This is a genomic window from Rathayibacter sp. VKM Ac-2926, from assembly GCF_022815565.1.
In the GTDB taxonomy this organism is placed as follows: Bacteria; Actinomycetota; Actinomycetes; order Actinomycetales; family Microbacteriaceae; genus Rathayibacter; species Rathayibacter festucae.
Map to the genome: position 1 here is coordinate 18,030 of NZ_JALGRS010000015.1, position 22,525 is coordinate 40,554.

Genomic DNA, 22,525 nt, shown 5'->3' on the forward strand with positions numbered 1-22,525 from the left:
GCGGCCCCAGACCGGCTGGGGTCCGGGGCCGCGTCATGAGGGGGAGGTTACTTGATCGACTCGATGGCCGTCGCGACCTGGGTCGACAGCTCGGACGAGAGCGGCGCGGCGCCGGCGGAGGTGGCGGCCTCCTGCTGGCCCTCCTCGCTGGTCACGTAGCCGAGGTACGCCTTGACGAGCTCGCCCGTCGCGGCGTCCTGGTACTCCTGGCAGGCGATGAGGTAGCTCACCAGGACGACCGGGTAGACGCCGGCCTCCTCGGAGGCGTAGTCGATCTCGTAGACGATGTCGTTCTCGGGACGGTCGGTCGCCTCGGGGGACGCGTCGACGATCGCGGCAGCGGCCTCGGGCGAGTAGGCGACGAAGTCGTCGCCGACCTTCACCTTGGCGGTGCCCAGGCTGCCGGCGCGCGAGGCGTCGGCGTAGCCGATGGTGTTCTGGCCGTTGGTGACGGTGTCGATGACGCCCGAGGTGCCCTGGGCCGCCTCGCCGCCCTGGTAGGGCCAGACTCCGTCGGGCTCGGCGTCCCACACGGTGGGCGCGGTCGCGTTGAGGTACGCGGCGAAGTTCTCGGTGGTGCCCGAGTCGTCCGAGCGGTGCACGGCGGTGATGTTCGAGGACGGGAGCGTCGCGTCGGGGTTCAGCGCTGCGATCTCGGGGGCGTTCCAGGTGGTGATGGTGCCCTTGAAGATGCCCGCGATGGTGGCGGCGTCGAGGTTGAGCTCGTCGACACCCTCCACGTTGAAGACGATCGCGATCGGCGAGATGTAGGCCGGGACGTCGATGGCGGAGGTGCCGTCGACGCACTTGCCGAAGGAGCCGTCGAGCTCCTCGAGCTTCAGCGCGCGGTCCGAGCCGGCGAAGTCGGCGCCGCCGGCGATGAAGGCCTCACGGCCCGCGCCGGAGCCGTCGGGGGAGTAGTTCACGGTGACGCCGGTGTTCGCCTGCTGGAAGGCGGAGACCCAGGCCTCCTGGGCGGAGCCCTGCGAGGAGGCGCCGATACCGTTGAGGGTGCCCTCGAGGGTGCTGGCGGAGCCGGAGGAGGACGAGTCGCCGGTGGCGGCGGGCCCCTCGTTGGCAGCACAGGAGGTCAGCGTGATGGCTGCGACGGCGGCGATGACGGCCGCCTGGCCGAGACGCGAGAAACGCACAAGTATCCCTTTCGGGTAGGAAAGCAGGGGGGATGGACGGGCTTGGTGCGGCCCGCCAGCGAGAGTACGGAGGGGTCGTGTCCTGGCCCCGTCCGCTCGGTGAACGCGCGGTGAACGACGGGCCGCCCTCAGGCGCCGCCGAGCGCGGAGGAGCAGTATTCGCGCGGCAGGTCTGCGTCCCGCGCGCGGGCTCACTCGAGCGGTGCGTGCGTCTCGATCGCGACGATGCCGGAGCCCGGGTGCTCGACCGAGAGGTGCACGACCGCGAAGCCGCCGGTCGGCAGGTCGGAGGCCTCCTCGAGGTACGGGCCGATCGGGGTCGCGGTGGCCAGTGCCAGCTCGCGCAGGATCTCGGGGATCACCGGACCGTGGCTGCAGAGCACGGCGCTCTTGCGCGCGCGGACCCGCTTGCCGACGACGGAGCGGACGTCGGCGGTGCCGTGCTCGTGCGCGTCCTGGCTGAGGTCCTCCGAGAGGCGGACCGGCCGCTTGAGCAGCGCGGAGAGCGGAGTGATCGTGGTGCGGCAGCGCTTCGCCGTGCTCGAGACCAGCCGGCGGGGCCGCCACGCTGCGACGGCGCGGCCGGCCGCGGCCGCCTCATCCTCGCCGCGGCGGTTGAGGCGCCGGGTCGAGTCGCGCCCGTCCCAGGAGGACGCCGGGACCGCCTTGGCGTGCCGGAGCACCACGACCGCGAAGGTGTCGTGGGTGCCGCGCGAGACGATCCGCGCGAACTCGTCGACGATCTCGATGTCGTGCGGGTAGGTCAGGTAGCTGCGGGCGCGCTTGATCGTGACCCACTCGAGGGCCTCGACCTCGCGGTTCGGCACGAAGTCCGAGGCGAGCACCGCCTTCTCGGTCACCCGTGCCGCCCAGTAGTGCACGGTCTTCGGTCGCCCGTTCGGCAGCGCGTACTGCACGGTGCCGAGCGGCACTCCGAGCGCGACCGCGAACCCGGTCTCCTCGCGGATCTCCCGCACCGCGGTCTCCGGCAGCGATTCGCCCGGATCGACCTTGCCCTTGGGCAGGCTGACGTCCTTGCGGTGCGGCCGGTGGATCACCAGGACGTGCAGACGCCCCTCGATGATCCGCCAGCACACCGCGCCGGCTGCGTAGACGGTCCCCGTCACGGCGTCAGCGGGTGGAGGCTCGCGAGCCGGTCCGCGTCGCCGTGCGCTTGCGATGCGTGATGTGCGCCATCAGCCGGTTCTGCAGATCGGAGAGGGGTGCGCCGTCCTCGTCGAGGTGGTGCCGCGTCCAGATCCCGTCCGGGCCGAGCCACCAGGAGGCCGTCTTCTCGTCCATCGCGCGGTCGAACATGTCGGCGATCTCGCTGAGGTGCGCCGGCTCGACGATCCGCACCAGCGCCTCGACGCGGCGGTCGAGGTTGCGGTGCATCATGTCGGCGCTGCCGATGAAGACCTCGGGCTCGCCGCCGTTGACGAAGCTGAAGATGCGGGAGTGCTCGAGGTAGCGCCCGAGGATGGAGCGGACGCGGATGTTCTCCGAGAGTCCCTCCTGCCCGGGCTTCAGCCCGCAGATGCCGCGGACCCAGACGTCCACGGGCACGCCGGCCTGGCTCGCCCGGTAGAGCGCGTCGATCACCGACTCGTCGACGATCGAGTTCATCTTGATCCGGATGCCGGAGGGGCGGCCGGCGCGGGCGTTCTCGGTCTCGGCCGCGATCCGCTTCAGCAGTCCCTTGCGCAGGTGGCGCGGCGCGACCAGCAGGCGCTTGAACTTCTTCTCGATCGCGTAGCCGGAGAGCTCGTTGAAGAGGCGGGTGAGGTCCTTGCCGACCTCGGGGTCGGCGGTCAGCAGGCCGAGGTCCTCGTAGATCCGCGAGGTCTTCGGGTTGTAGTTGCCGGTGCCGATGTGGGAGTAGTGCCGCAGCACCCCGCCCTTCTCCTGGCGGATGACCAGCGCGAGCTTGCAGTGGGTCTTCAGCCCGACGAGGCCGTAGACCACGTGGACGCCGGCCTTCTCGAGCTTGCGCGCCCAGGAGATGTTGGCCTTCTCGTCGAAGCGCGCCTTGATCTCGACGAGGGCGAGCACCTGCTTGCCGGACTCCGCGGCGTCGATCAGCGCCTCGACGATGGGGGAGTCGCCCGAGGTGCGGTACAGCGTCTGCTTGATCGCCAGCACGTCGGGGTCGGCCGCGGCCTGCTCGAGGAACGCCTGGACGCTCGTCGCGAAGGACTCGTAGGGGTGGTGCAGCAGCACGTCGCCGCGCGAGACCGCCTTGAAGATGTCCTGGCGCTGGTTCGGCTCGCTCGGCGAGAGCTGCACGGCCGTCGTCGGGACGTGGTTGGGGTACTTGAGGTCCGGCCGGTCGATCTTCTGCAGGCTGAACAGGCCACCCAGGTCGAGCGGCGCTGGGAGCTTGTAGACCTCCTGCGTGGTGATGTCGAGCTCGCGGACGAGGAGCCCGAGGGTCTCGTCGTCCATGTCGTCGGTCACCTCGAGGCGGATGGGCGGGCCGAACCGGCGGCGGAGGAGCTCCTTCTCGAGCGCCTTGATCAGGTTCTCGGTCTCGTCCTCGTCGACCTCGACGTCCTCGTTGCGGGTGACCCGGAAGACGTGGTGGTCGAGGATCTCCATGCCCGGGAAGAGGTCGTCGAGCTGGTTCGCGATCAGGTCCTCGAGCGAGATGAAGCGCATCGGCTCACCGGGAGCGGCGACGCCGGCGATCCGGACGAAGCGCGGCAGCATCTGAGGCACCTTGAGGCGGGCGAACTCGGTCTTCTGGGTCTTCGGGTTGCGCACGCGCACCGAGAGGTTGAGCGAGAGCCCCGAGATGTAGGGGAACGGGTGCGCCGGGTCGACGGCCAGCGGCATCAGCACGGGGAAGACCTGCGCCGAGAAGTAGTCGTCGAGCACCTCGCGCTCGGCGTCGCTGAGCTCGCTCCAGCGGACGATGTCGATCCCGGCGTCGCGGAGGGCCGGCTCGACGAGCTCCTTGAAGGCGCGCGAGTGCCGCTGCTGCAGCAGGTGCGCCTTCTCGGAGATGTCGGTCAGCACGTCGACCGGCACCCGGCCGATGTTGGTCGGCAGTGCGAGGCCGGTGAGGATGCGGCGCTTCAGCCCGGCGACGCGGACCATGAAGAACTCGTCGAGGTTGGAGGAGAAGATCGCGAGGAAGTTGGCCCGCTCGAGCGCGGGCACCAGCGGGTCCTCGGCCAGCTCGAGCACGCGCTGGTTGAACGCCAGCCAGCTCAGCTCGCGGTCGAGGTAGCGGTCGTCCGGGAGCAGGGGGTCGGAGTGACCCTCCTCCTCCTCGTCGAAGTCGTCGTCGAGCTCGTCGCTCAGGCCGTCTTCGAGAATCAGGTTGTCGCCGTCCATGCGACCATCCTGGCACCGCGCCGGACGCGCCCGCGCCGCCCGTGGTGAATGCCGGGTGAACCCGGCCTGGGGAGGAGACTCGGAGCCGGTGCGCCGCTCAGCGCACCGCGGGGCGGCGGTGCAGGTACTGCACGTCGACGGCGGCGTCGGTGAAGCCGAGCGAGCGGTACAGCGCCACGGCGGAGCGGTTCTCGGCCTCGACGTAGAGGTCCGCGACGGTGCAGCCGCGCTCGAGCATCCGGGCGAGTCCCGCCCCGAGGAGCGTCCGCCCGAGCCCGCGACCGGCGGTCTCGGGGGCCACGCCGAGGACGTAGATCTCGCCCGTCGTCGACTCCGGCTCGATCTTCAGCCAGTCGTAGCCGACGAGCGCGCCGTCGGCGTCGCGGAGCAGGAGGAAGTCCCCGTCGTCGTACCAGGACTCGGCCCGGCGTGCGGCCAGGTCGTCCTCGGTGATCCGGCCCTGCTCCGGGTGCGCGGCGAAGACCCGGGCGTTGAGGGCGACCCACTCCGCCGGGTCGAGGTCGCGGCCGTCGGAGAGCGCGAAGCCCTCGGGGACGCTCACCTCGGGGGCGACGAGCGGATCGAGCGCGAGGTGCAGCAGCGTCCGCACCGGCGCGAAGTCGTGCGAGGCGGCGAGGGCCCTGGCTGCCGGGTGATCGCCGTGCGCCCAGGCGAGCAGTCCGGTGCGTCCGCTGGCGAGCACCTGATCGAGGACGGCGCGGCCGAACCCGACGCCGCGCCACTCCGGGTCCACGACGAACTCGAGCTCGCCCTGGCCGAGCACGGCGGCCGCCACCACGACGTCGGCGCGCAGGCCGACGAGGAGCGTGCGCGACCCGGCCCGCGCGTCGATCAGGGTCTGATCGCTGAACGGCGGCCGGCCGTCGAACCAGGCGGCCCGGCCGATCAGGTGCTCGAGCCCCGCGGCGACGGCGGGATCGGCCAGGTTCTCAACCGAGAGATTGAGCGACTCGTTCATTGTCCTCTTCGTACACGTTGAAGCGGTATCCGACGTTGCGGACCGTCCCGATGAGCGATTCCAGATCGCCGAGCTTGGCGCGCAGTCGCCGCACGTGCACGTCGACCGTGCGGGTGCCGCCGAAGTAGTCGTAGCCCCAGACCTCGCTGAGCAGCTGCTCGCGGGTGAAGACGCGCGACGGGTGCGTCGCGAAGAACCGCAGCAGCTCGAACTCCTTGAAGGTGAGGTCGAGCGGGCGCCCGTGCACCTTCGCGGAGTAGCTGGCCTCGTCGATCACGACGCCGGACGCCTGGATCCGCGAGGTCGACTGCTCCTGAGCGAGCCGGCCGATGACCAGCCGGATGCGGGCGTCGACCTCGGCGGGGCCGGCCGAGTCGAGGATGACGTCGTTCACGCCCCAGTCCGCGGAGACCGCGGTGAGACCGCCCTCGGTGAGGATGAGGATGAGCGGGACGTTGATCCCGGTGGTGGTCAGGATCTTGCAGAGCGACTTCGCGCTGGCCAGGTCCTGCCGGGCGTCGACGAAGATGAGGTCGCAGCTCGGGGCGTTCACGAGGTGCGCCGGCTCCGCCGGGATCTGCCGGGTCTTGTGGCTGAGCAGGCCCAGTGCGGGGAGGACCTCCGAGCCACCGGCTGAGGTCAGTATCAACAACTGCGCCACGGATCCTCCAGGATTGGTCTCCGGCAATACTAGCGGCGGGTCGGAGAGGCCGATTCCCTGGGGCACAATTGAGGGATGGGCAGGGATCGCGCGGGAGTGGCAGCGGTCTGGGTGCTCGCCCTCCTCGGCTCCGTCGTCACCCTGGTGATCGCCCCGGCCGGCTCGCAGCAGCTCTGGCTGGCGCTGACCTTCGGCGGCTGCGTCCTCGCGACCTTCGCCGTCCAGCTCGCCGTGGCGAAGGCGGACGGCTACCTGGTGCGCACGATGACGAGCGTCGTCGGCGCGATGGTCGTCGTCGCGGTCGCCAGCGGCATCGCCGCCCTCACCTCGCTCTGATCGGGCCTCCTCCACCCCGTCGCGTCGGTGCCGCCGGATAGGATGGGGTCATGCTTCTCGCCCTCGAACTCTTCTATCTCGGACTGCTCGGGCTCGCCTCGCTCGCGATCGCGTGGGTCTCCGGCGTGGTCGTCTACAAGCTCTACCGCGGCCAGCGCTAGCCGCCGCCGGAGCAGGTTTGATCTCCCTCCCCTCGGGCCTCCCGCCCGAACTCGTCCCGCTCTCCTGGCTGCTCGGCGTCTGGGAGGGGTCGGGTGTCATCGACTACGCCGTCGGCGACGACTCCGTGCAGGCCGAGTTCGGCCACCGCGTGAGCTTCAGCTACGACGGCCTGCCCTACCTCAACTACAGCTCGTACACCTGGCTGCTCGAGGACGACAGCGAGGTGGGCCACCGGCCGCTCGTGAGCGAGATGGGCTACTGGCGGCTCAGCCGCCCGCTCACCGACGCCGACGCCGGTCCCGCCATGCTGCCGGGCCGCGGTGCGCCCGCGTTCCCCGACGCCGAGTCGGTCGAGACGCTGCGCAACGGCGCGGGCGGCTTCGACATCGAGGTGTCGCTGGTGCACCCCGACGGCGTCAGCGAGCTGTACCTCGGCCAGGTCAAGGGCCCGCGGATCGACCTCGCGACCGACGCCGTCATGCGCACCGCCGCCGCGAAGGACTACGCGGCCGCCACCCGCCTCTACGGCCTCGTCGACGACCACCTGCTCTGGGCCTGGGACATCGCCGCGCTCGGCCAGGGGCTGCGCACCCACTCCTCCGGAAGGCTCGCCCGTGTCGAATGAGACCGCGTCCTCGGAGCGCCTGCCGATCTCCCCGCTGCTGTCGGTCTCGGGCGCCGTCGTCGGGACCAGTGCGGCCGAGCCCGGCATCGCCGCTCACTACGGCGAGCCGTTCCGCGAGCAGCGGGCGCTGGCCGCGGGCACCGCGATCGTCGACCTCTCGGGCCGCGGCGTCGTCACCGTCACCGGCCCGGACCGCCTCACCTGGCTCGACTCGCTGACCAGCCAGGCGCTCGCCCGTCTCGCCCCCGGCGACTCGGCCGAGACCCTGCTGCTGGACCCGTCCGGGCGGATCGAGCACCTCATCCGCATCGTCGACGACGGCGAGACCGCCTGGCTCCTCCTCGACCGCGACGAGACGCCGGGGCTCGCGGCCTGGCTCGACCGGATGCGCTTCATGCTCCGCGTCGAGATCGCCGACCGCACCGCCGAGTTCGCGACGCTCGCGACGCTCGGCGACGGCCCGGCGACCGCGCTGGCCCTCGAGCTCGCGGGGCAGTCCGGCATCAGCTGGCTCGATCCGTGGGCGCAGGTCCAGCCCGGCGGCTGGCAGTACGCCACCGCTCCCGCGCATCCCGCGGCCGGCTGGACCGCCCGCGAGACCCTCGTGCCGCGCGCGGCGCTCGACGGGCTCGAAGCCCGGGCCCGCGCGGCGGGCGTGGCGCTCGCCGGCTCCGACGCCCTCGAGGCGCTCCGCATCGCCGCCTGGCGCCCGCGGCACGCGACCGAGGTCGACGACCGCTCGATCCCGCACGAGCTCGACCTGCTCCGCTCCTCGGTGCACCTGGCGAAGGGCTGCTACCGCGGGCAGGAGACGGTCGCCAAGGTGCACAACCTCGGCCACCCGCCCCGCCGCCTCGTGCTGCTGCAGCTCGACGGCTCCGACTCGGCGCTGCCCGGCCACGGCGACGTCGTCACCGCACTCAAGGGCGGCGAGCCGGTCGAGGTCGGCACCGTCACCGCGAGCGCCTGGCACTACGAGGAGGGCCCCATCGCCCTCGCCGTCGTCAAGCGCTCGGTCCCCGTCGACCTCGAGCTCACCGTGCTGGCCGGCGAGATCCGCGTCTCCGCCGCCCAGGAGGTCGTCGTGCCGCCGGGCGCCGGCGCCGAGGCGGGAGTGCCCCGCCTGCCCCGCCTCGGGGCAGCGACCAGGTAGGCCACGCCGTGGTGGCCGCAGGACCCGCTCGGCGGGACCGGGCGGCCGCGCGGATCCGGGCGCTCGTCCGCCTCGACGACGTCCGGCCCGGCCGGGGCGTTGCGCGCGCCGTGGCCTCGCTGCCCGCGGTGCTGCAGATCGTCCTCGCGGCGATCCTCGCCTACTCCGTCTCGCGCTTCGTCTTCGGGCACCCCGCCCCGGTGCTGTCGCTGACGGCGACCATCTCGAGCCTGGGCATCGCGCGCGACACCCGGCCGAAGCAGGTCGCCGAGACCGCGATCGGCATGCTGATCGGGATCACCGCGAGCGAGGTGCTGCTGCTGCTCTGGGGCACCGGCGTCTGGCAGCTGGCCGTCGTGCTCGGGATCGTCTTCACCGTGGGGCGGGCGCTCTCGCCGTCCCCCGGCTTCGCCGTCGCGGCCGGCACGCAGGCGATGCTGGTGATGATCCTGCCCGCGCCCGACGGGGGAGTGTTCACCCGGAGCCTCGACGGGCTGGTCGGCGGACTCGCCGCGCTGCTGTGCACCGCGATCGTGCCGCGCAACCCGCTCCGGGCGGCGCGCGCCGAGGCGCGGCGGCTGGTGTCGGCACTGGCGGAGACGATCGACGCGCTCGCCGACGCGCTCCGCCGGGGCGACCAGGCGGCCTCCGCGGCGGCGCTGGAGCGCGTCCGCGGCACGCAGCCGGTGATCGACGGCTGGACGGCCGCCCTCGACTCGGCGATCGGCGTCGCGCGGATCTCGCCGTTCGTCCGGCGGCATCGCGCCGAGCTGGAGCGGCAGCGCACGATGCTCGCCGCGCTCGACCTCGCGACGCGCAACCTCCGCATCGTCGCGCGGCGCACCGACTTCCTGGTCGGCGACGCCGTGCCGCGGCCGGCGCTCGCCGACGTGGTCGCGGACTTCGGCCCGGGGATCGCCCTGCTCGGCCGGGCCGTCACCGAGCCCGCTGTGCTCGCGCTCGCGCGTCAGGACCTCGTGCTGCTCGCGACGACCCTCGACCCGCAGGCGCTGATCCCCGAGGCGCGGCTGGCGGAGAAGACGCTGCTGGTCATCCTCCGCCCGCTCGTCGTCGACCTGCTGACGGCGACCGGTGCGAGCTCGGCCGAGGCGCGAGCCGCGCTGCCCGAGCTCGCCTGACCGGCCGGGCTCCTCCGGCGCTCACGCGTTGGTGGCGTCCTGCACCTCGCCCACGAGCTCCTCGATGATGTCCTCGAGGAAGAGGACACCGGTGGTGCGGCCCTCGGCGTCGACCACCCGGGCGAGGTGCGCGCCGGTGCGCCGGAGCGCGGCGAGCGCGTCCTCCAGCTCGTCGCCGGCCGAGACCGCGGCGAGCCGGCGGATCCGCTTGCGCGGCACCGGCACCTCGGTCGCGTCGAGGTCGGAGACGTCCTTGAGGTGCAGGTAGCCGCCGGGCAGTCCGTCGCCGTCCGCGAGCAGGTAGCGCGAGTAGCCGTGCTCGGCGACCGCGCGGCGCACGTCCGCGGGCGTGGCCTCGGCGGGCAGCAGCACCATCCGCTCGAGCGGGACCGCGACGTCCGCGACCCGCTTGGTCGTGAACTCGAACGCCGCCGTGACGGTGCCGGACGGGTCGACCAGCACGCCCTCGCGGGTCGACTGGCGGACGATCGCGGCGACCTCGTCGAGCGTGAAGGCGCTGGTCGCCTCGTCCTTCGGCTCCACCCGCACCAGGCGGAGGATGCCGTTTGCGACCGCGTTCAGCGACCAGATCACCGGCTTCACCAGGCGCGAGACGAGCACGAGCGGCGGAGCGAGGAGCAGCGCGGCCCTGGTCGGCACCGAGAACGCCAGGTTCTTCGGGACCATCTCGCCGAACACGACGTGCAGGAAGGTGACGAGCAGCAGCGCGGCGACGAACGCGATCACGCCGATCGCCTCCGCGGACAGCGCCGTGAAGCCGAGCGGGATCTCGAGCAGGTGGTGGATCGCCGGCTCGGAGACGTTGAGGATGACCAGCGAGCAGACGGTGATGCCCAGCTGGCTCGTCGCGAGCATCAGGGTGGCGTGCTCCATCGCCCAGAGCGTGGTCTTCGCGGCACGGCTGCCCGCATCGGCCCGTGGCTCGATCTGCGAGCGGCGCGCGGAGATGACGGCGAACTCGGCGCCGACGAAGAAGGCGTTGACGATCAGCAGGACCACGAGCCAGGCGATCCCGGGCAGGTACTCACTCATGGACGGCCCCCTCGGCTCGGAGGGCGGCGACGCCGACGGCATCGCCTCCGTCGGGACCGCCTTCGCCGGCGGCCGGGGTGAAGCGGACGCGGTCGACGCGGTGGGCGGCGACGCGGTCGACCCGCAGCACGCCGCCGGCCACGGCGACCTCGTCGCCGAGCTCGGGCACGCGTCCCAGCGTCGAGGCGAGGAAGCCCGCGACCGTGTCGTAGTCCTCGCCCTCGGGCACCACGGCGCCGAGGCGCTCCGCGACCTCGTCGGGACGCAGCTCGCCGCCGAAGGTCGCCGAGCGGCCGGAGCGGACGACGCCGGCGCGGCTGCGATCGTGCTCGTCCTCCAGCTCGCCGACGATCTCCTCGACGAGGTCCTCGAGCGTCACGACGCCCGCGGTCCCGCCGTACTCGTCGACGACGACCGCGATCGCGAGGCCGCTGCCGCGCAGGGGAGCGAGCAGGGCGTCGGCGCGCGCGGTCTCGGGGACGCGCATCGGCGCGATCATCAGCGACTCCGCAGTCGCCTGCGCCCGGTCCTCCGGTGCCAGTGCGAAGGCGTGCTTGACGTGCAGGACACCGCGGACGTCGTCGGAGTCGCGGCCGATGACGGGGAAGCGCGAGAACCCGGTGCGGTTCGCGAGCCGGACCACGTCCTCCGCGGTGCTCGCGAGCGGGACGGAGGCCATCCGGACCCGCGGCGTCATCACGTCGGCGACGCTGCGGCTCGAGAAGCGGAGCGTGCGGTGCAGCAGGTCCGCGTGGTCGCGGTCGAGCGTGCCCTCGAGCACCGAGCGGCGCACCAGCGAGCCGAGCTCGTCGGCGCTGCGGGCGCCCGAGAGCTCCTCCTTGGGCTCGATGCCCATCGCGCGGATCAGGGCGTTGGCCGTGTTGTTGAAGAGCAGGATCACGGGCTTGAAGACCGTGGTGAAGAGGATCTGGAACGGCACGACGACCTGCGCGGTCCTCAGCGGCAGCGCCAGCGCGAAGTTCTTGGGGACCAGCTCGCCGATCACCATCGAGAAGACCGTCGCCAGCAGGACGCCGACGACCGTGCCGATGCCCGGCACGATCTCGGCCGGGATCCCGAGCGAGCGCAGCGGATCGCCGAGCAGCGAGCTGATCGCGGGCTCGAAGGTGTAGCCGGTGAGCAGCGTGGTGAGCGTGATGCCCAGCTGCGCGCCGGAGAGATGGGTGGAGGTGATCCGCAGGGCGGAGATCGTCGGGTCGAGGCGCTTCTCGCCGCGGCCGCGACGCTCCTCGAGCTCATTGCGGTCGAGGTTGACCAGCGCGAACTCGGAGGCGACGAAGAGACCGGTGCCGACGGTGAGGAGGAGGCCGATGACGATGCCGAGCCATTCAGGCACCCGCGGCACCGCCGATCAGGGTCGAGGTCGGTGCGGCGGGCGAAGGTTCAGGGGGAGGGTCGTCCATGGGGCATGAGGGTAACGACCTTAAATATGAGAATGCTCACAGGAGGGACGGGGCCGGGTCGAGCGGAGCCACCGCCTCCCACGCGACGGTCACCTCGCCGAGCCGCCACCGCCGCCGGCCGCCGAGGATCGGCCACTCGCCGCGGAGCGACTCGACGGCGGCGATCCAGCGCTGCGTCGGCCCGTAGACGGCGAGCGGGGCGGCGTGCAGCCAGGCCCGCTCGAGCGCGAGCAGGAAGGCGTGCACCGGCTCGCCCGCGACGTTGCGGTGGATCAGCGCCTTCGGCAGCCGCTCCGCCGCGATCATCGGCGAGGGCACGGCGCCGAGCCGGAGCGACAGCGTGAGCGAGCGCGGCCCCTCGCGGCCGATCTCGATCCAGGTGCAGATCCGGCCGATCTCGTCGCAGGTCCCCTCCACCAGCACACCGTCGGGGGTCAGCCGGTCGGTCATCGTCCGCCATGCCTCCGCCACCGCGGACTCGTCGTACTGCCGGAGGACGTTGAAGGCGCGGATCACGCTCGCCCGCTGCCGCCCGGGCAGAGGGACCTCGAAGCCGCCGCGCTCGAAGCGCACCCGCGCATCGGCCGGGAAGGCGGTACCCCCTTGGCGGACCCGCTCCAGCTGTCGTCGCGCGGTCTCGACGCGGGCCGGCTCGATCTCGAAGCCGACCACGTCGACGCCGGGCGCCGAGCGGACGAGGCGGCGGTGCAGCTCGAGCGTGGTGACCGCGCTCGCGCCGAAGCCGAGGTCGACGACGACGGGCTCCGGGGTGGTGCGCAGGACCGGCAGCTCGGCCAGCCGGCGGTCGACCCGGCGGAGGCGGTTCGTGCCCGTCGTGCCGCGGGTGACGGCTCCGATCGGCATGGTCTCCAGCGTATCCGTGGGCGCAGGGGCCGCCTCTAAACTGGACGCATGTCCGAGACCTACACCCTCATCCTCGTGCGCCACGGCAACAGCGAGTGGAACCAGAAGAACCTGTTCACCGGCTGGGTCGACGTGCGGCTGACCGAGCAGGGCGTCGCGGAGGCGACTCGCGCCGGCGAGCTGCTGGTCGAGGCGGAGCTGCACCCCGACGTCGTGTACACCTCCCGCCAGACGCGCGCGATCCAGACCGCGAACATCGCGCTCGAGAAGGCCGACCGCCTGTGGATCGACGTGAAGCGCTCCTGGCGCCTCAACGAGCGCCACTACGGCGCGCTGCAGGGCAAGGACAAGGCGCAGACCCTCGCCGAGTACGGTCCCGAGCAGTTCATGACCTGGCGCCGCTCGTTCGACGTGCCGCCGCCCCCCATCGACGACGAGGACCAGTACTCGCAGGCGCACGACGAGCGCTACGCCGACCTCGGCGACGACCTGCCCCGCACCGAGTCGCTCAAGCTCGTGATCGAGCGGATGCTGCCCTACTGGGAGTCGGACATCAAGCCGGATCTCGCCTCGGGCAAGACCGTCATGATCACCGCGCACGGCAACTCGCTGCGCGCGCTGGTGAAGACCCTCGACGGCATCTCCGACTCGGACATCGCCGAGCTGAACATCCCGACCGGCATCCCCCTCGTCTACACCCTCGACGAGAACTTCGAGCCGATCGGCGAGGCCCGCTACCTCGACCCCGAGGCCGCCGCCGCCGGCGCCGCCGCCGTCGCCGCCCAGGGCGCCAAGAAGTAGCCCCCCCCTCGCACCCCCGCACGGCCCGCCGGAGTCCCCACTCCCGCGGGCCGTCCGCGTCCGTCCCCTCGCACGCCGGTCGAGCAGCCGCGGCACGCGTCGTACCGAGACCCCGCCTCCGTACGACGGCGGATCTCGATACGCACGCTGCGCGCGCTACTCGATCAGCATGAATGAGCCAGGTCGCGGAACGCGCCTCTTGCATGGTGGCGCGACTCGATCAGCGTGGACGCGAAAGCCAGGTCGCGGAACGCGCCTCTTGCATGGCGGCGCGACTCGATAAGCGTGGACGCGAGAGCGAGGTCGCGGAACGCGCCCCCATGCTGTGCAAAAGAAGGCCGCGGAACGCGCCCCTTCCCTGCTGGTCGAGTAGCCGCGGCACGCGGCGTATCGAGACCCCGCGTCCTTACGACGGTGGATCTAGATACGCGCGCCGCGCGCGCTACTCGATCAGCATGGAAGTGCGGGCGATCGACCAGCGAGGCACGGTAGCTGTCACTCGACGCCCGGGCGTTGAGCGTGCAGACCAGCCGCCCCCCCACAAGGCGAACGGGCGAATCGCGTGCCAGCGATTCGTCATAGCCGTTCGCGCCCCGCTCTGCGGAACGCAAGCACGCGGTCTGCCGACCGCGGTCGATATCGCGCTCGCGCGACATCGACAAATAAACTCAGCCCCAGTCGCCCGAGATCAGGTACTGGACCTTCTTCGCGATGGACACCGCGTGGTCGGCGAAGCGCTCGTGGTAGCGGCTGGCGAGGGTGGCGTCGACGGTGTCGGCGGCCTGGCCCTTCCACGCCTCGCTGAGGACCTTGTCGAAGACGCTGACGTGCAGCTCGTCGATCTTGTCGTCCTCGTCGCGGATCTCCTCGGCGAGGCGGGGGTCCTGCGTGCGCAGCAGCTCGGTGAGCTTGTGCGCGACGACGACGTCGAGGCGGCCCATCTCGACGAAGGTCGGGCGGAGCGACTTCGGCACGACCTTGTCGGGGAAGCGGTAGCGGGAGAGCTGGGCGATGTGCTCGGCGATGTCGCCCATCCGCTCGAGCGAGGCGCTGATCCGCAGTGCGGACACGACGGTCCGCAGGTCGCGGGCGACGGGGCCCTGGCGGGCGAGGATGTCGATCGCGAGCTCGTCGAGGCTGATGGCCAGCTCGTCGATGCGGGCGTCGCTGGCGATGACCTCCTCGGCGAGGGACACGTCGGAGTGGTTGAACGCCTGGGTCGCCTTCTCGATCGCGATCTCGACGAGTCCGGAGATCTCGACGAGCCGATCCTGGACCTCGGCCAGCTCCTGCTGGAAAACTTCGCGCATCTTCTTCTCGACCCTCTCTGCGGCACGCACGGAGACCGGTGCCGATCCGCGCCGCGCACGGCGCTGCGACTGCACCAGTCCGGCGCAGGCGCAGCCATGATGACCACGGCAGGTTAACGAACGGTGCCGAGCGTTTGAACAGTACTCGACCCGCGACCCGTCGCCGGGCATCCGGTAGGGAGACGCGCGGTGGATGGATAGCCTGGGAGCGTGGATCCAGGCCTGATCGTCGTGCTGTCGCTCGTTCTCGGCATCGTCATCGGGATCGTCCTCACCAGCGTCGTCACCCTCGCCGCGCGCCAGGGCCGGATCGCCGCGGAGGTCGTCACCGTCGGCCTGCCCGAGGGCATCGGCGCGATCATCGACGCCGTCGGCGCTCCCGCGTTCGTGACCGACCCCTCCCACAACGTGCTGAAGGCGTCCGCCCGCGCGATCTCGCTCGGCCTCGTCTCCCAGGACACGCTCCTCCACCCGGACCTCGTCGCGATCGTCGACCGGGTGCGCCGCTTCGGCGACGACATCGAGCAGGACCTGGAGTTGGCGACGAGCCCGCTCTCGGACGCCGCGGTCACCCTCGTCGTGCACGCCACGCGGCTCGGCTCCCGCTTCGTCCTCGTCCTCGCCGAGGACCACACCGAGGCCCGCCGGCTGGAGGCGGTCCGCCGCGACTTCGTCGCCAACATCTCGCACGAGCTGAAGACGCCGATCGGCGCGGTCGGCCTGCTCGCCGAGGCCCTCGACTCCGCCGCCGACGACCCGAAGCAGGTCCGCCGGTTCGCGCACCGCCTCACCCAGGAGTCGCACCGCCTCGCGAAGATCACCCGCGAGATCATCGAGCTCTCCCGCCTGCAGTCGGCGGACGTCGCCGGCTCCGCCGAGGTCGTCCGCGTCGACGACATCGTGGTCGCTGCGCTCGAGACGACGCACGTGATGGCGGAGTCGCACGACGTCACCCTCGTCAAGGGCGGGATGAAGAAGGCGTACGTCGCCGGCCAGGAGAAGATGCTCGTCTCGGCGCTGCACAATCTGCTGGCCAACGCCATCCAGTACTCGCCGCCCGGCTCCCGCGTCGGGATCGGCGTCCGCTCCACCGGCGGCGTCGTCGAGATCGCCGTCACCGACCAGGGCATCGGCATCCCCGAGGAGGACCTCGACCGCGTCTTCGAGCGCTTCTACCGCGTCGACCAGGCCCGCTCCCGCCACACCGGCGGCACCGGGCTCGGCCTCAGCATCGTCAAGCACGCCGTGCAGAACCACGGCGGCGACGTCCGCGTCTGGTCCAAGCCGGGCCGCGGCAGCACCTTCACCATCCGACTCCCCGAAGTAGACCCGGCCAGGACGCCCTTCGCGTCCGCCGCCCCGATAGGAGACACCGCGTGACCAGCATCCTGCTCGTCGAGGACGAGAGCGCCCTCAGCGAGCCGCTCAGCTACCTGCTCGAACGCGAGGGCTACGACGTCACCGTCGCCGAGGACGGGCTGCGCGCCGTCGCCGCCTTCGACGAGGGCGAGTACGACCTGATCCTGCTCGACCTCATGCTCCCCGGCATGCCCGGCACCGAGGTGTGCCGCGAGATCCGCACCCGCTCCGCGATCCCGATCATCATGGTCACCGCGAAGGACTCCGAGGTGGACATCGTCGTCGGACTCGAGCTCGGCGCCGACGACTACGTCACCAAGCCGTACTCGACCCGCGAGCTGCTGGCCCGCATCCGCGCCGTCCTCCGCCGCCGCACCGAGGACCCGGGGGAGGAGCGCATCGTCGTCGCCGGCCCCGTCCGCATGGACATCGAGCGCCACACCGTCGAGGTCGACGGCGTCGAGACCCCGATGCCGCTCAAGGAGTTCGAGCTCCTCGAGATGCTGCTCCGCAACGCCGGCCGCGTCCTCACCCGCGGCCAGCTGATCGACCGCGTCTGGGGCAGCGACTACTTCGGCGACACCAAGACCCTCGACGTCCACGTCAAGCGCATCCGCTCCAAGATCGAGAAGACGCCCAAGGAGCCGGTGCTCCTGGTGACTGTCCGCGGCCTCGGCTACCGCTTCGACGCCTGAGATCGCGGGGCCTGGCGGGGGCGTCTGCGGCGTTGTCGTCGGTTGCGATACCGCCGGTATCGCGCCCTCCTCCGCCTTGCAGCCACCCCCGCCAGGCCCCGCGATCACGTGCTGACGTCGGGGGCGGCGAACCGCCGTCTGCAGACGTGCAGGCGCTGATTTGGCCGTCGCAGTGCGACGAGCGGTCAGAGGGGCCGTCGCTGCGCGACGAGCGGTCTGCGACAGGGCCGTCGCTGTGCGACGAGCGGGTTCGGCGGAACATGCTGGTCGAGTAGCCCCGCAGGGGCGTATCGAGACCCGCCCGCCGGGATGACGAAGGGCCGCCCACCGAGGTGGACGGCCCTTCGCGGGAGCGGGTGCTACTCGGCCGGGGCGTCGACGCCGGGCTGCACGGTCGGGGTGGGCAGCGCCGTCTGCGCCGGGTTCGGCGTGGGCGTGAGGGTCGGGCTGGCCGACGGGGCCGGGGTCAGCGTCGCGTAGGCCTCGAGGGCGTTCGTCAGGATCGGGACGAGCAGCTCCTCGCCCTCCTCCGAGCCGTACTGGAAGTAGACGGGGAACAGGCTGCCGGGGATCGTGTCGAGGCCCTCCATGGTGACCGACTCGGTGCTGCCCGGGCGGACCTCCGTGCGACCGGGGACCGCGTCCACCGTGTCGCTGGTGCGGCCCGTGCTCGCCTCGTACTGCACCTCGACGCTCACCGTCTCGTCGGTGTCGTTGACCAGGGAGACGACCAGCGTGCCGGTCTCGCCGTCCTCGGAGATGATCATCGCGTTGCGGATGGCGAGATCGCCGATCGTCGCACCCACCCCGTCGCTCGGGTCGTAGATGGCCCGCGTCGCCTGCGGGGCGACCAGGTTGCAGCCGGCGGTGGCGAACGCGACGCCGACCGCGAGAACGACGGATGCAGCGATGCGCGCCTTCACGGGTTCCTCCAGATCATCGGCTCCGCCCGCCCCGGACAGGGCGGAATCGAGGTGCAGGAGCCGGAAAAAGACTAGCGCAGCCTCGTCGGCGTCCCGGCCGGGCTGCCCCCTCCTCGCGCCCGCTGCTACTGTGACCGGCGGCGAAAGGACGTCCCGTTGAACACCGTCTCCGGATCGGCGCCGACCGCGGCCGTCGTGATCGTCGCCGCCGGCAGCGGCACCCGCCTCGGGCGCGAGCTGCCGAAGGCCTACGTCGAGTGCGCCGGCGTCACCATCCTCGAGCGCAGCCTCCGCACGGTCCTCACCCTCGCCGAGCCGGTCCAAGTGGTCGTCGTCGCACCGGAGTCCCTCGTCGACGCGACCGTCGAGCTGTGCCGCCGCGCCTCCGGGCCCGCCGTCGAGGTCCTCGTCACCGCCGGCGGATCGACCCGCCAGGACTCCGTCGCCCGCGGACTCGCCCTCCTGCACCCGGGAGTCGACACCGTCCTCGTGCACGACGCCGCCCGGGCCCTCACGCCCGTCGCGCAGTTCGAGCGCGTCCTCGCGGCCGTCCGCTCGACCGGCGGCGGCGCGATCCCGGGCCTGCCCGTCACCGACACCATCAAGCTGGTCGGCGCCGACGGGGCGATCCTCGACACGGTCGACCGCTCGCAGCTCGCCGCCGTGCAGACGCCGCAGGGCTTCCCCCGCCGCCTGCTCGACGAGGCCTACGCCGCCGCCGGCCGGGAGTTCACCGACGACGCGGCCCTCCTCGCCGCTCACGGCCGCGGCTCCGTCGTCGTCCCCGGCGATCCGCTCGCCTTCAAGATCACCACGCCCTGGGACCTCGCCCGCGCGGAGCAGCTGCTCGCGCCGCCGCCGTCGTCCGCGGTGCCGCGGGTCGGCATCGGAACCGACGTGCACGCCTTCGACGACGCGTCGCCGCTCTGGCTCGCCGGACTGCACTGGCCGGGGGAGCGCGGACTCTCCGGGCACAGCGACGGCGACCCCGTCGCGCACGCGATCTGCGACGCCCTGCTCGCCGCGGCGAACCTCGGCGACATCGGCTCCCGCTTCGGCACGGACGACCCGCGGTTCCAGGACGCGCACGGCGAGGTCTTCCTCCGCGCGACGCGCGAGCTCGTCGAGGCGGCCGGCTTCACGATCGGCAACGTGTCGGTCCAGCTGATCGGCAACCGCCCGAAGTTCTCCCCGCGGCGGGACGAGGCCCAGCAGCTGCTGTCCGCGCTCCTCGGCGCCCCGGTCAGCGTCGCCGCCACGACCTCGGACGCGCTCGGCTTCACCGGGCGGGGGGAGGGGGTCGCCGCCACGGCCACGGCACTCGTCCTCCCCACTCCCGGATCCGCGCACTGATCCACCGCGCCAGCCCGCCGCCCGGCCGCGCCCGCCCCGCCCGGTAAACTCGCGGCGTGACTCTGCGACTGCACGACTCGAAGGCCCAGGCCCTCGTCGACTTCGTCCCCCTCCGCGAGAACGAGGTCGGGATGTACGTCTGCGGACCCACGGTGCAGTCGTCGCCGCACATCGGGCACCTGCGCTCCGCCCTGGTCTACGACCAGCTGCGCCGCTGGCTGGCCTACCGCGGCTACCGCGTCACCCTCGTCCGCAACGTCACCGACATCGACGACAAGATCCTCGCGATCGCCGAGCAGGCCCGCCGCGCGGCAGGCGAGGGCGAGCCCTCCGAGCAGTGGTGGGCGCTCGCCTACCGCGTCGAGCTCGAGTTCACCGCCGCCTACTCCGCGCTCGGCATCCTGCCGCCCACCTACGAGCCGCGCGCGACGGCGAGCATCGCCGAGATGGTCGCGCTCGTGCAGCGTCTGATCGAGCTGGGCCACGCCTACCCCGCTCCCGACGACTCCGGCGACGTCTACTTCGACACCCGCTCCTGGCCGGACTACGGCGCGCTCACGCACCAGCGCCTCGAGAGCATGGAGGCGGCGACCGACGCCGACCCGCGCGGCAAGCGCGACCCGCACGACTTCGCGCTGTGGAAGGGCATGAAGCCCGACGAGCCCGAGTCCGCCTCCTGGGCCTCGCCCTGGGGGAGGGGCCGTCCCGGCTGGCACATCGAGTGCTCCGCCATGTCGACCAAGTACCTCGGCACCCAGTTCGACATCCACGGCGGCGGGCTCGACCTGCGCTTCCCGCACCACGAGAACGAGCTCGCCCAGTCGAGTGCCGCGGGCCACGCCTTCGCCAGCTACTGGCTGCACAACGGCCTCGTCTCGGTCACCGGGCAGAAGATGAGCAAGTCGCTCGGCAACTCCGTCTTCGCCTCCGAGCTGCTCGACTCCGCCCGGCCGCTGGTCGTCCGCTACTACCTCGGCTCCGCGCACTACCGCTCGACGCTCGAGTTCCACGACGGTGCGCTCGAGGAGGCCGAGGCGGCGCTCGAGCGGATCGAGGGCTTCCTCGACCGCTCCCGTCGGCGCCTCGAGGGCACCCGCTTCGCCGCCGTCGGCGAGCCGGTCGTGCCGGACGAGTTCGCCGAGGCGATGGACGACGACCTCTCGGTCCCGCAGGCCATCGGCGTCCTGCACGAGACCGTGCGGGCCGGCAACGCCGCCCTCGACGCGGAGGACCTCGGCACGGTGTCCGCGCTGCGCACCCAGGTCCTCGCCATGGCGTCGGTCCTCGGGATCGACCCGGAGGCCCCCGAGTGGGCGCGCTCCGACGACGAGCCCACCTACCGGGCCCTCACCGTGCTCGTCGACCGCCTGGTCGCCGAGCGGCAGACCGCGCGCGAGCAGCGCGACTGGGCGGCCGCCGACCGCATCCGAACCGATCTCGCTGCTGCGGGAATCACGATCGAAGACACCCAGACGGGTGCGCATTGGAGTCTCGATGGCGAATAAGCCCGGCCGCCCAGGAGCGGTCCGCAAGAAGAGCAAGGGCAAGGCCGTCGGTTCCGGCGGTCAGGGCCGTCAGGCCCTCGAGGGCAAGAAGCCCACACCCAAGGCCGAGGACCGGCCGTACCACCCCGCGGGCAAGGCGAAGCTGGCGCGCGAGCGCTTCGTCGCCGCCGGCGGCAAGGGCCGTCCCGGAGCGGCGCTGAACGGCGCGGCCCGCGGCCAGGGCCGTCCGGCCCCGTCGCGGAAGCCCAAGAGCGGCGACGAGTCCGAGATGGTCACCGGCCGCAACTCGGTCCTCGAGGTGCTGCGCGCCAAGATCCCCGCGACGACGCTCTACCTCGCGACGCGCATCGAGATGGACGACCGGGTCAAGGAGGCGCTCAAGCTCGCCACCGCCCGCGGCATCCCCGTCCTCGAGGTCATGCGCCCTGAGCTCGACCGCCTCGCCGGCCCGGACTCCGTGCACCAGGGCCTCGTGCTCAAGGTCCCGCCGTACGAGTACGCGCACCCGAGCGACCTGCTCGAGCGCAGCGTCTCCCGCGGCGTCGTCCCGCTGTTCGTCGCGCTCGACGGCATCACCGACCCGCGCAACCTCGGCGCGATCATCCGCTCCGTCGCCGCCTTCGGCGGACAGGGCGTCATCGTGCCGCAGCGCCGCTCGGTCGGACTGAACTCCGCCGCCTGGAAGACCTCGGCCGGAGCCGCCGCGCGCGTGCCCGTCGCGATGGCGTCCAACCTCACCGCGATGATCAAGGACTACAAGCGCGACGGCGTCTTCGTCATCGGCCTCGACGGAGACGGCGACACCATGCTGCCGGGCCTCGAGCTCGCCGACCGGCCGCTCCTCGTCGTCGTCGGCAGCGAGGGCAAGGGCCTCTCCCGCCTCGTCACCGAGCAGTGCGACGCCGTCGTCTCCATCCCGATCAGCGCCGCCACCGAATCGCTCAACGCCGGCATCGCGGCGTCGGTCGCGCTCTACGAGATCTCCAAACTCCGCGCCGCCTCCGAATAGCGCGGGCAGCGCGGGCGCCGGCACGGCGATCTGCGGCGTTGTCGTCGGGCGCGATACCGCCGGTATCGCGCGGGCGCCGGCACGGCGATCTGCGGCGTTGTCGTCAGGCGCGATACCGCCGGTATCGCTTCCTCCTCCGCCTTGCAGCTCACCGCGCCGGCGCCCGCGCTGACGCCGGGGGAGGAGCAAGGGGCGCCGCCTTCGGCGAGCGGTAGCAGCGGGGCGCCGCCTTTGGCGAGCGGATGAGCATGCTGATCGGCCACCGCCGAGCAAGGGGCGCTTCATGCTGATCGAGTAGCCCGCGCAGCGGGCGTATCGAGCGGAGGGGGCGCCTCCGGCGCCATCGCAGGGCGGGGAAGAGGCCGACGTCCTTGGGGTGCGCGGGTCTCGATACGCCCCTGCGGGGCTACTCGACCAGCATGTCTGCGGGCGTCTCTTCCAAGTAGATCCACCACCGTCAGAACGCGAGTCTGCAGACCCGCCCTGCTGGTGACGGTGGGTCTCGATACGCCGCTGCGCGGCTACTCGACCAGCATGGAGGCGCAGGCTGATCGGTCATCGCCGGCCAGGGGGCGCTTCATGCTGATCGGGTAGGCCGCGGAGCGGGCGTATCGAGATCCGCGTCAGCACGCGCCGCAGACGACGGAGGGCTCGTGCCGGATCCGGGATCCGCACGAGCCCTCC

General features: G+C 72.1%; 20 protein-coding genes. 10 read left to right on the forward strand and 10 right to left on the reverse strand.

What is annotated here, in order from left to right; all coding sequences use genetic code 11:
• Window positions 1-47: 47 nt before the first annotated feature.
• The 5 genes from MT351_RS17540 to MT351_RS17560 all read right to left on the reverse strand — a co-directional run bounded on the left by MT351_RS17540 (window position 48) and on the right by MT351_RS17560 (window position 6,130).
• Window positions 48-1,151 (reverse strand): phosphate ABC transporter substrate-binding protein PstS, encoded by a 1,104-nt coding sequence (locus tag MT351_RS17540; RefSeq protein ID WP_132435967.1) that lies wholly within the window; start codon window positions 1,149-1,151, stop codon window positions 48-50.
• A 191-nt stretch (window positions 1,152-1,342) separates the two neighbouring features.
• Window positions 1,343-2,278 (reverse strand): NUDIX domain-containing protein, encoded by a 936-nt coding sequence (locus MT351_RS17545; protein ID WP_132435966.1) that lies wholly within the window; start codon window positions 2,276-2,278, stop codon window positions 1,343-1,345.
• Window positions 2,279-2,282: 4 nt separating this feature from the next.
• Window positions 2,283-4,490: an RNA degradosome polyphosphate kinase gene (locus tag MT351_RS17550; RefSeq protein WP_123702233.1), complete on the reverse strand. Its 2,208-nt coding sequence runs from the start codon at window positions 4,488-4,490 to the stop codon at window positions 2,283-2,285.
• 97 nt (window positions 4,491-4,587) lie between these two features.
• Complete coding sequence (mshD, locus tag MT351_RS17555) at window positions 4,588-5,469, reverse strand: mycothiol synthase (protein ID WP_132435965.1); 882 nt, start codon at window positions 5,467-5,469, stop codon at window positions 4,588-4,590.
• Entirely contained in the window at window positions 5,441-6,130 is a 690-nt protein-coding gene (locus tag MT351_RS17560; protein WP_123445147.1) for a winged helix-turn-helix domain-containing protein, read from the reverse strand. Before MT351_RS17560 ends, mshD begins: the two co-directional genes overlap by 29 nt.
• Before the next feature lie 75 nt (window positions 6,131-6,205).
• Here MT351_RS17560 and MT351_RS17565 point away from each other — a divergent pair, with 75 nt between their 5' ends.
• The 4 genes from MT351_RS17565 (at window position 6,206) to MT351_RS17580 (ending at window position 9,545) form a co-directional block, all read left to right on the forward strand.
• Entirely contained in the window at window positions 6,206-6,466 is a 261-nt protein-coding gene (locus MT351_RS17565; protein ID WP_132435964.1) for a hypothetical protein, read from the forward strand.
• Window positions 6,467-6,644: 178 nt separating this feature from the next.
• Window positions 6,645-7,253, forward strand: coding sequence for an FABP family protein (locus MT351_RS17570; protein ID WP_123702239.1), 609 nt, complete (start codon window positions 6,645-6,647; stop codon window positions 7,251-7,253).
• Window positions 7,243-8,406, forward strand: a complete 1,164-nt coding sequence (locus MT351_RS17575) for a folate-binding protein YgfZ (RefSeq protein WP_374204788.1) — start codon at window positions 7,243-7,245, stop codon at window positions 8,404-8,406. The genes MT351_RS17570 and MT351_RS17575 overlap by 11 nt, the downstream gene beginning before the upstream one ends.
• Window positions 8,407-8,414: 8 nt before the next feature.
• A complete protein-coding gene (locus tag MT351_RS17580; RefSeq protein ID WP_132435963.1) occupies window positions 8,415-9,545 on the forward strand; it encodes an aromatic acid exporter family protein in 1,131 nt (376 codons plus the stop codon).
• Between the two features lie 21 nt (window positions 9,546-9,566).
• On the opposite strand, the gene MT351_RS17585 is transcribed toward MT351_RS17580, so the two are convergent.
• The 3 genes from MT351_RS17585 to MT351_RS17595 form a co-directional block, all read right to left on the reverse strand.
• A complete protein-coding gene (locus tag MT351_RS17585; RefSeq protein ID WP_132435962.1) occupies window positions 9,567-10,598 on the reverse strand; it encodes a hemolysin family protein in 1,032 nt (343 codons plus the stop codon).
• Window positions 10,591-11,955, reverse strand: a complete 1,365-nt coding sequence (locus MT351_RS17590; protein ID WP_132435961.1) for a hemolysin family protein — start codon at window positions 11,953-11,955, stop codon at window positions 10,591-10,593. Before MT351_RS17590 ends, MT351_RS17585 begins: the two co-directional genes overlap by 8 nt.
• Window positions 11,956-12,058: 103 nt before the next feature.
• A complete protein-coding gene (locus MT351_RS17595) occupies window positions 12,059-12,886 on the reverse strand; it encodes a class I SAM-dependent methyltransferase (protein WP_132435960.1) in 828 nt (275 codons plus the stop codon).
• A 48-nt stretch (window positions 12,887-12,934) separates the two neighbouring features.
• On the opposite strand from MT351_RS17595, the gene MT351_RS17600 reads away from it, so the two are divergent.
• Window positions 12,935-13,687, forward strand: coding sequence for a phosphoglyceromutase (locus MT351_RS17600; protein WP_123445151.1), 753 nt, complete (start codon window positions 12,935-12,937; stop codon window positions 13,685-13,687).
• 668 nt (window positions 13,688-14,355) lie between these two features.
• Here the strand turns inward: MT351_RS17600 and phoU are convergent.
• The gene (gene phoU, locus MT351_RS17605) at window positions 14,356-14,997 is read right to left on the reverse strand and encodes a phosphate signaling complex protein PhoU (RefSeq protein WP_123445152.1); all 642 of its coding nucleotides are present in this window, start codon (window positions 14,995-14,997) and stop codon (window positions 14,356-14,358) included.
• Window positions 14,998-15,207: 210 nt separating this feature from the next.
• On the opposite strand from phoU, the gene MT351_RS17610 reads away from it, so the two are divergent.
• Together MT351_RS17610 and MT351_RS17615 are read left to right on the forward strand one after the other, a co-directional pair.
• Window positions 15,208-16,377 (forward strand): cell wall metabolism sensor histidine kinase WalK, encoded by a 1,170-nt coding sequence (locus tag MT351_RS17610; RefSeq protein WP_123445153.1) that lies wholly within the window; start codon window positions 15,208-15,210, stop codon window positions 16,375-16,377.
• A complete protein-coding gene (locus MT351_RS17615; RefSeq protein ID WP_123445154.1) occupies window positions 16,374-17,051 on the forward strand; it encodes a response regulator transcription factor in 678 nt (225 codons plus the stop codon). The genes MT351_RS17610 and MT351_RS17615 overlap by 4 nt, the downstream gene beginning before the upstream one ends.
• 359 nt (window positions 17,052-17,410) lie before the next feature.
• Here MT351_RS17615 and MT351_RS17620 read toward each other — a convergent pair whose 3' ends face one another.
• Window positions 17,411-17,974, reverse strand: coding sequence for a hypothetical protein (locus tag MT351_RS17620; RefSeq protein WP_123445155.1), 564 nt, complete (start codon window positions 17,972-17,974; stop codon window positions 17,411-17,413).
• Window positions 17,975-18,130: 156 nt separating this feature from the next.
• Between MT351_RS17620 and ispD the strand changes: the two genes are divergently transcribed.
• Genes ispD through rlmB form a run of 3 tightly spaced genes read left to right on the forward strand, consistent with a single transcriptional unit; the run spans window position 18,131 to window position 21,841 of the window.
• On the forward strand, window positions 18,131-19,327 hold the full coding sequence (gene ispD, locus MT351_RS17625) for a 2-C-methyl-D-erythritol 4-phosphate cytidylyltransferase (protein WP_132435959.1): 1,197 nt from the start codon (window positions 18,131-18,133) through the stop codon (window positions 19,325-19,327).
• A 56-nt stretch (window positions 19,328-19,383) separates the two neighbouring features.
• Window positions 19,384-20,832, forward strand: a complete 1,449-nt coding sequence (gene cysS, locus MT351_RS17630; protein WP_123445157.1) for a cysteine--tRNA ligase — start codon at window positions 19,384-19,386, stop codon at window positions 20,830-20,832.
• Entirely contained in the window at window positions 20,822-21,841 is a 1,020-nt protein-coding gene (gene rlmB, locus MT351_RS17635; RefSeq protein WP_127885979.1) for a 23S rRNA (guanosine(2251)-2'-O)-methyltransferase RlmB, read from the forward strand. The genes cysS and rlmB overlap by 11 nt, the downstream gene beginning before the upstream one ends.
• Window positions 21,842-22,525 lie beyond the last annotated feature (684 nt).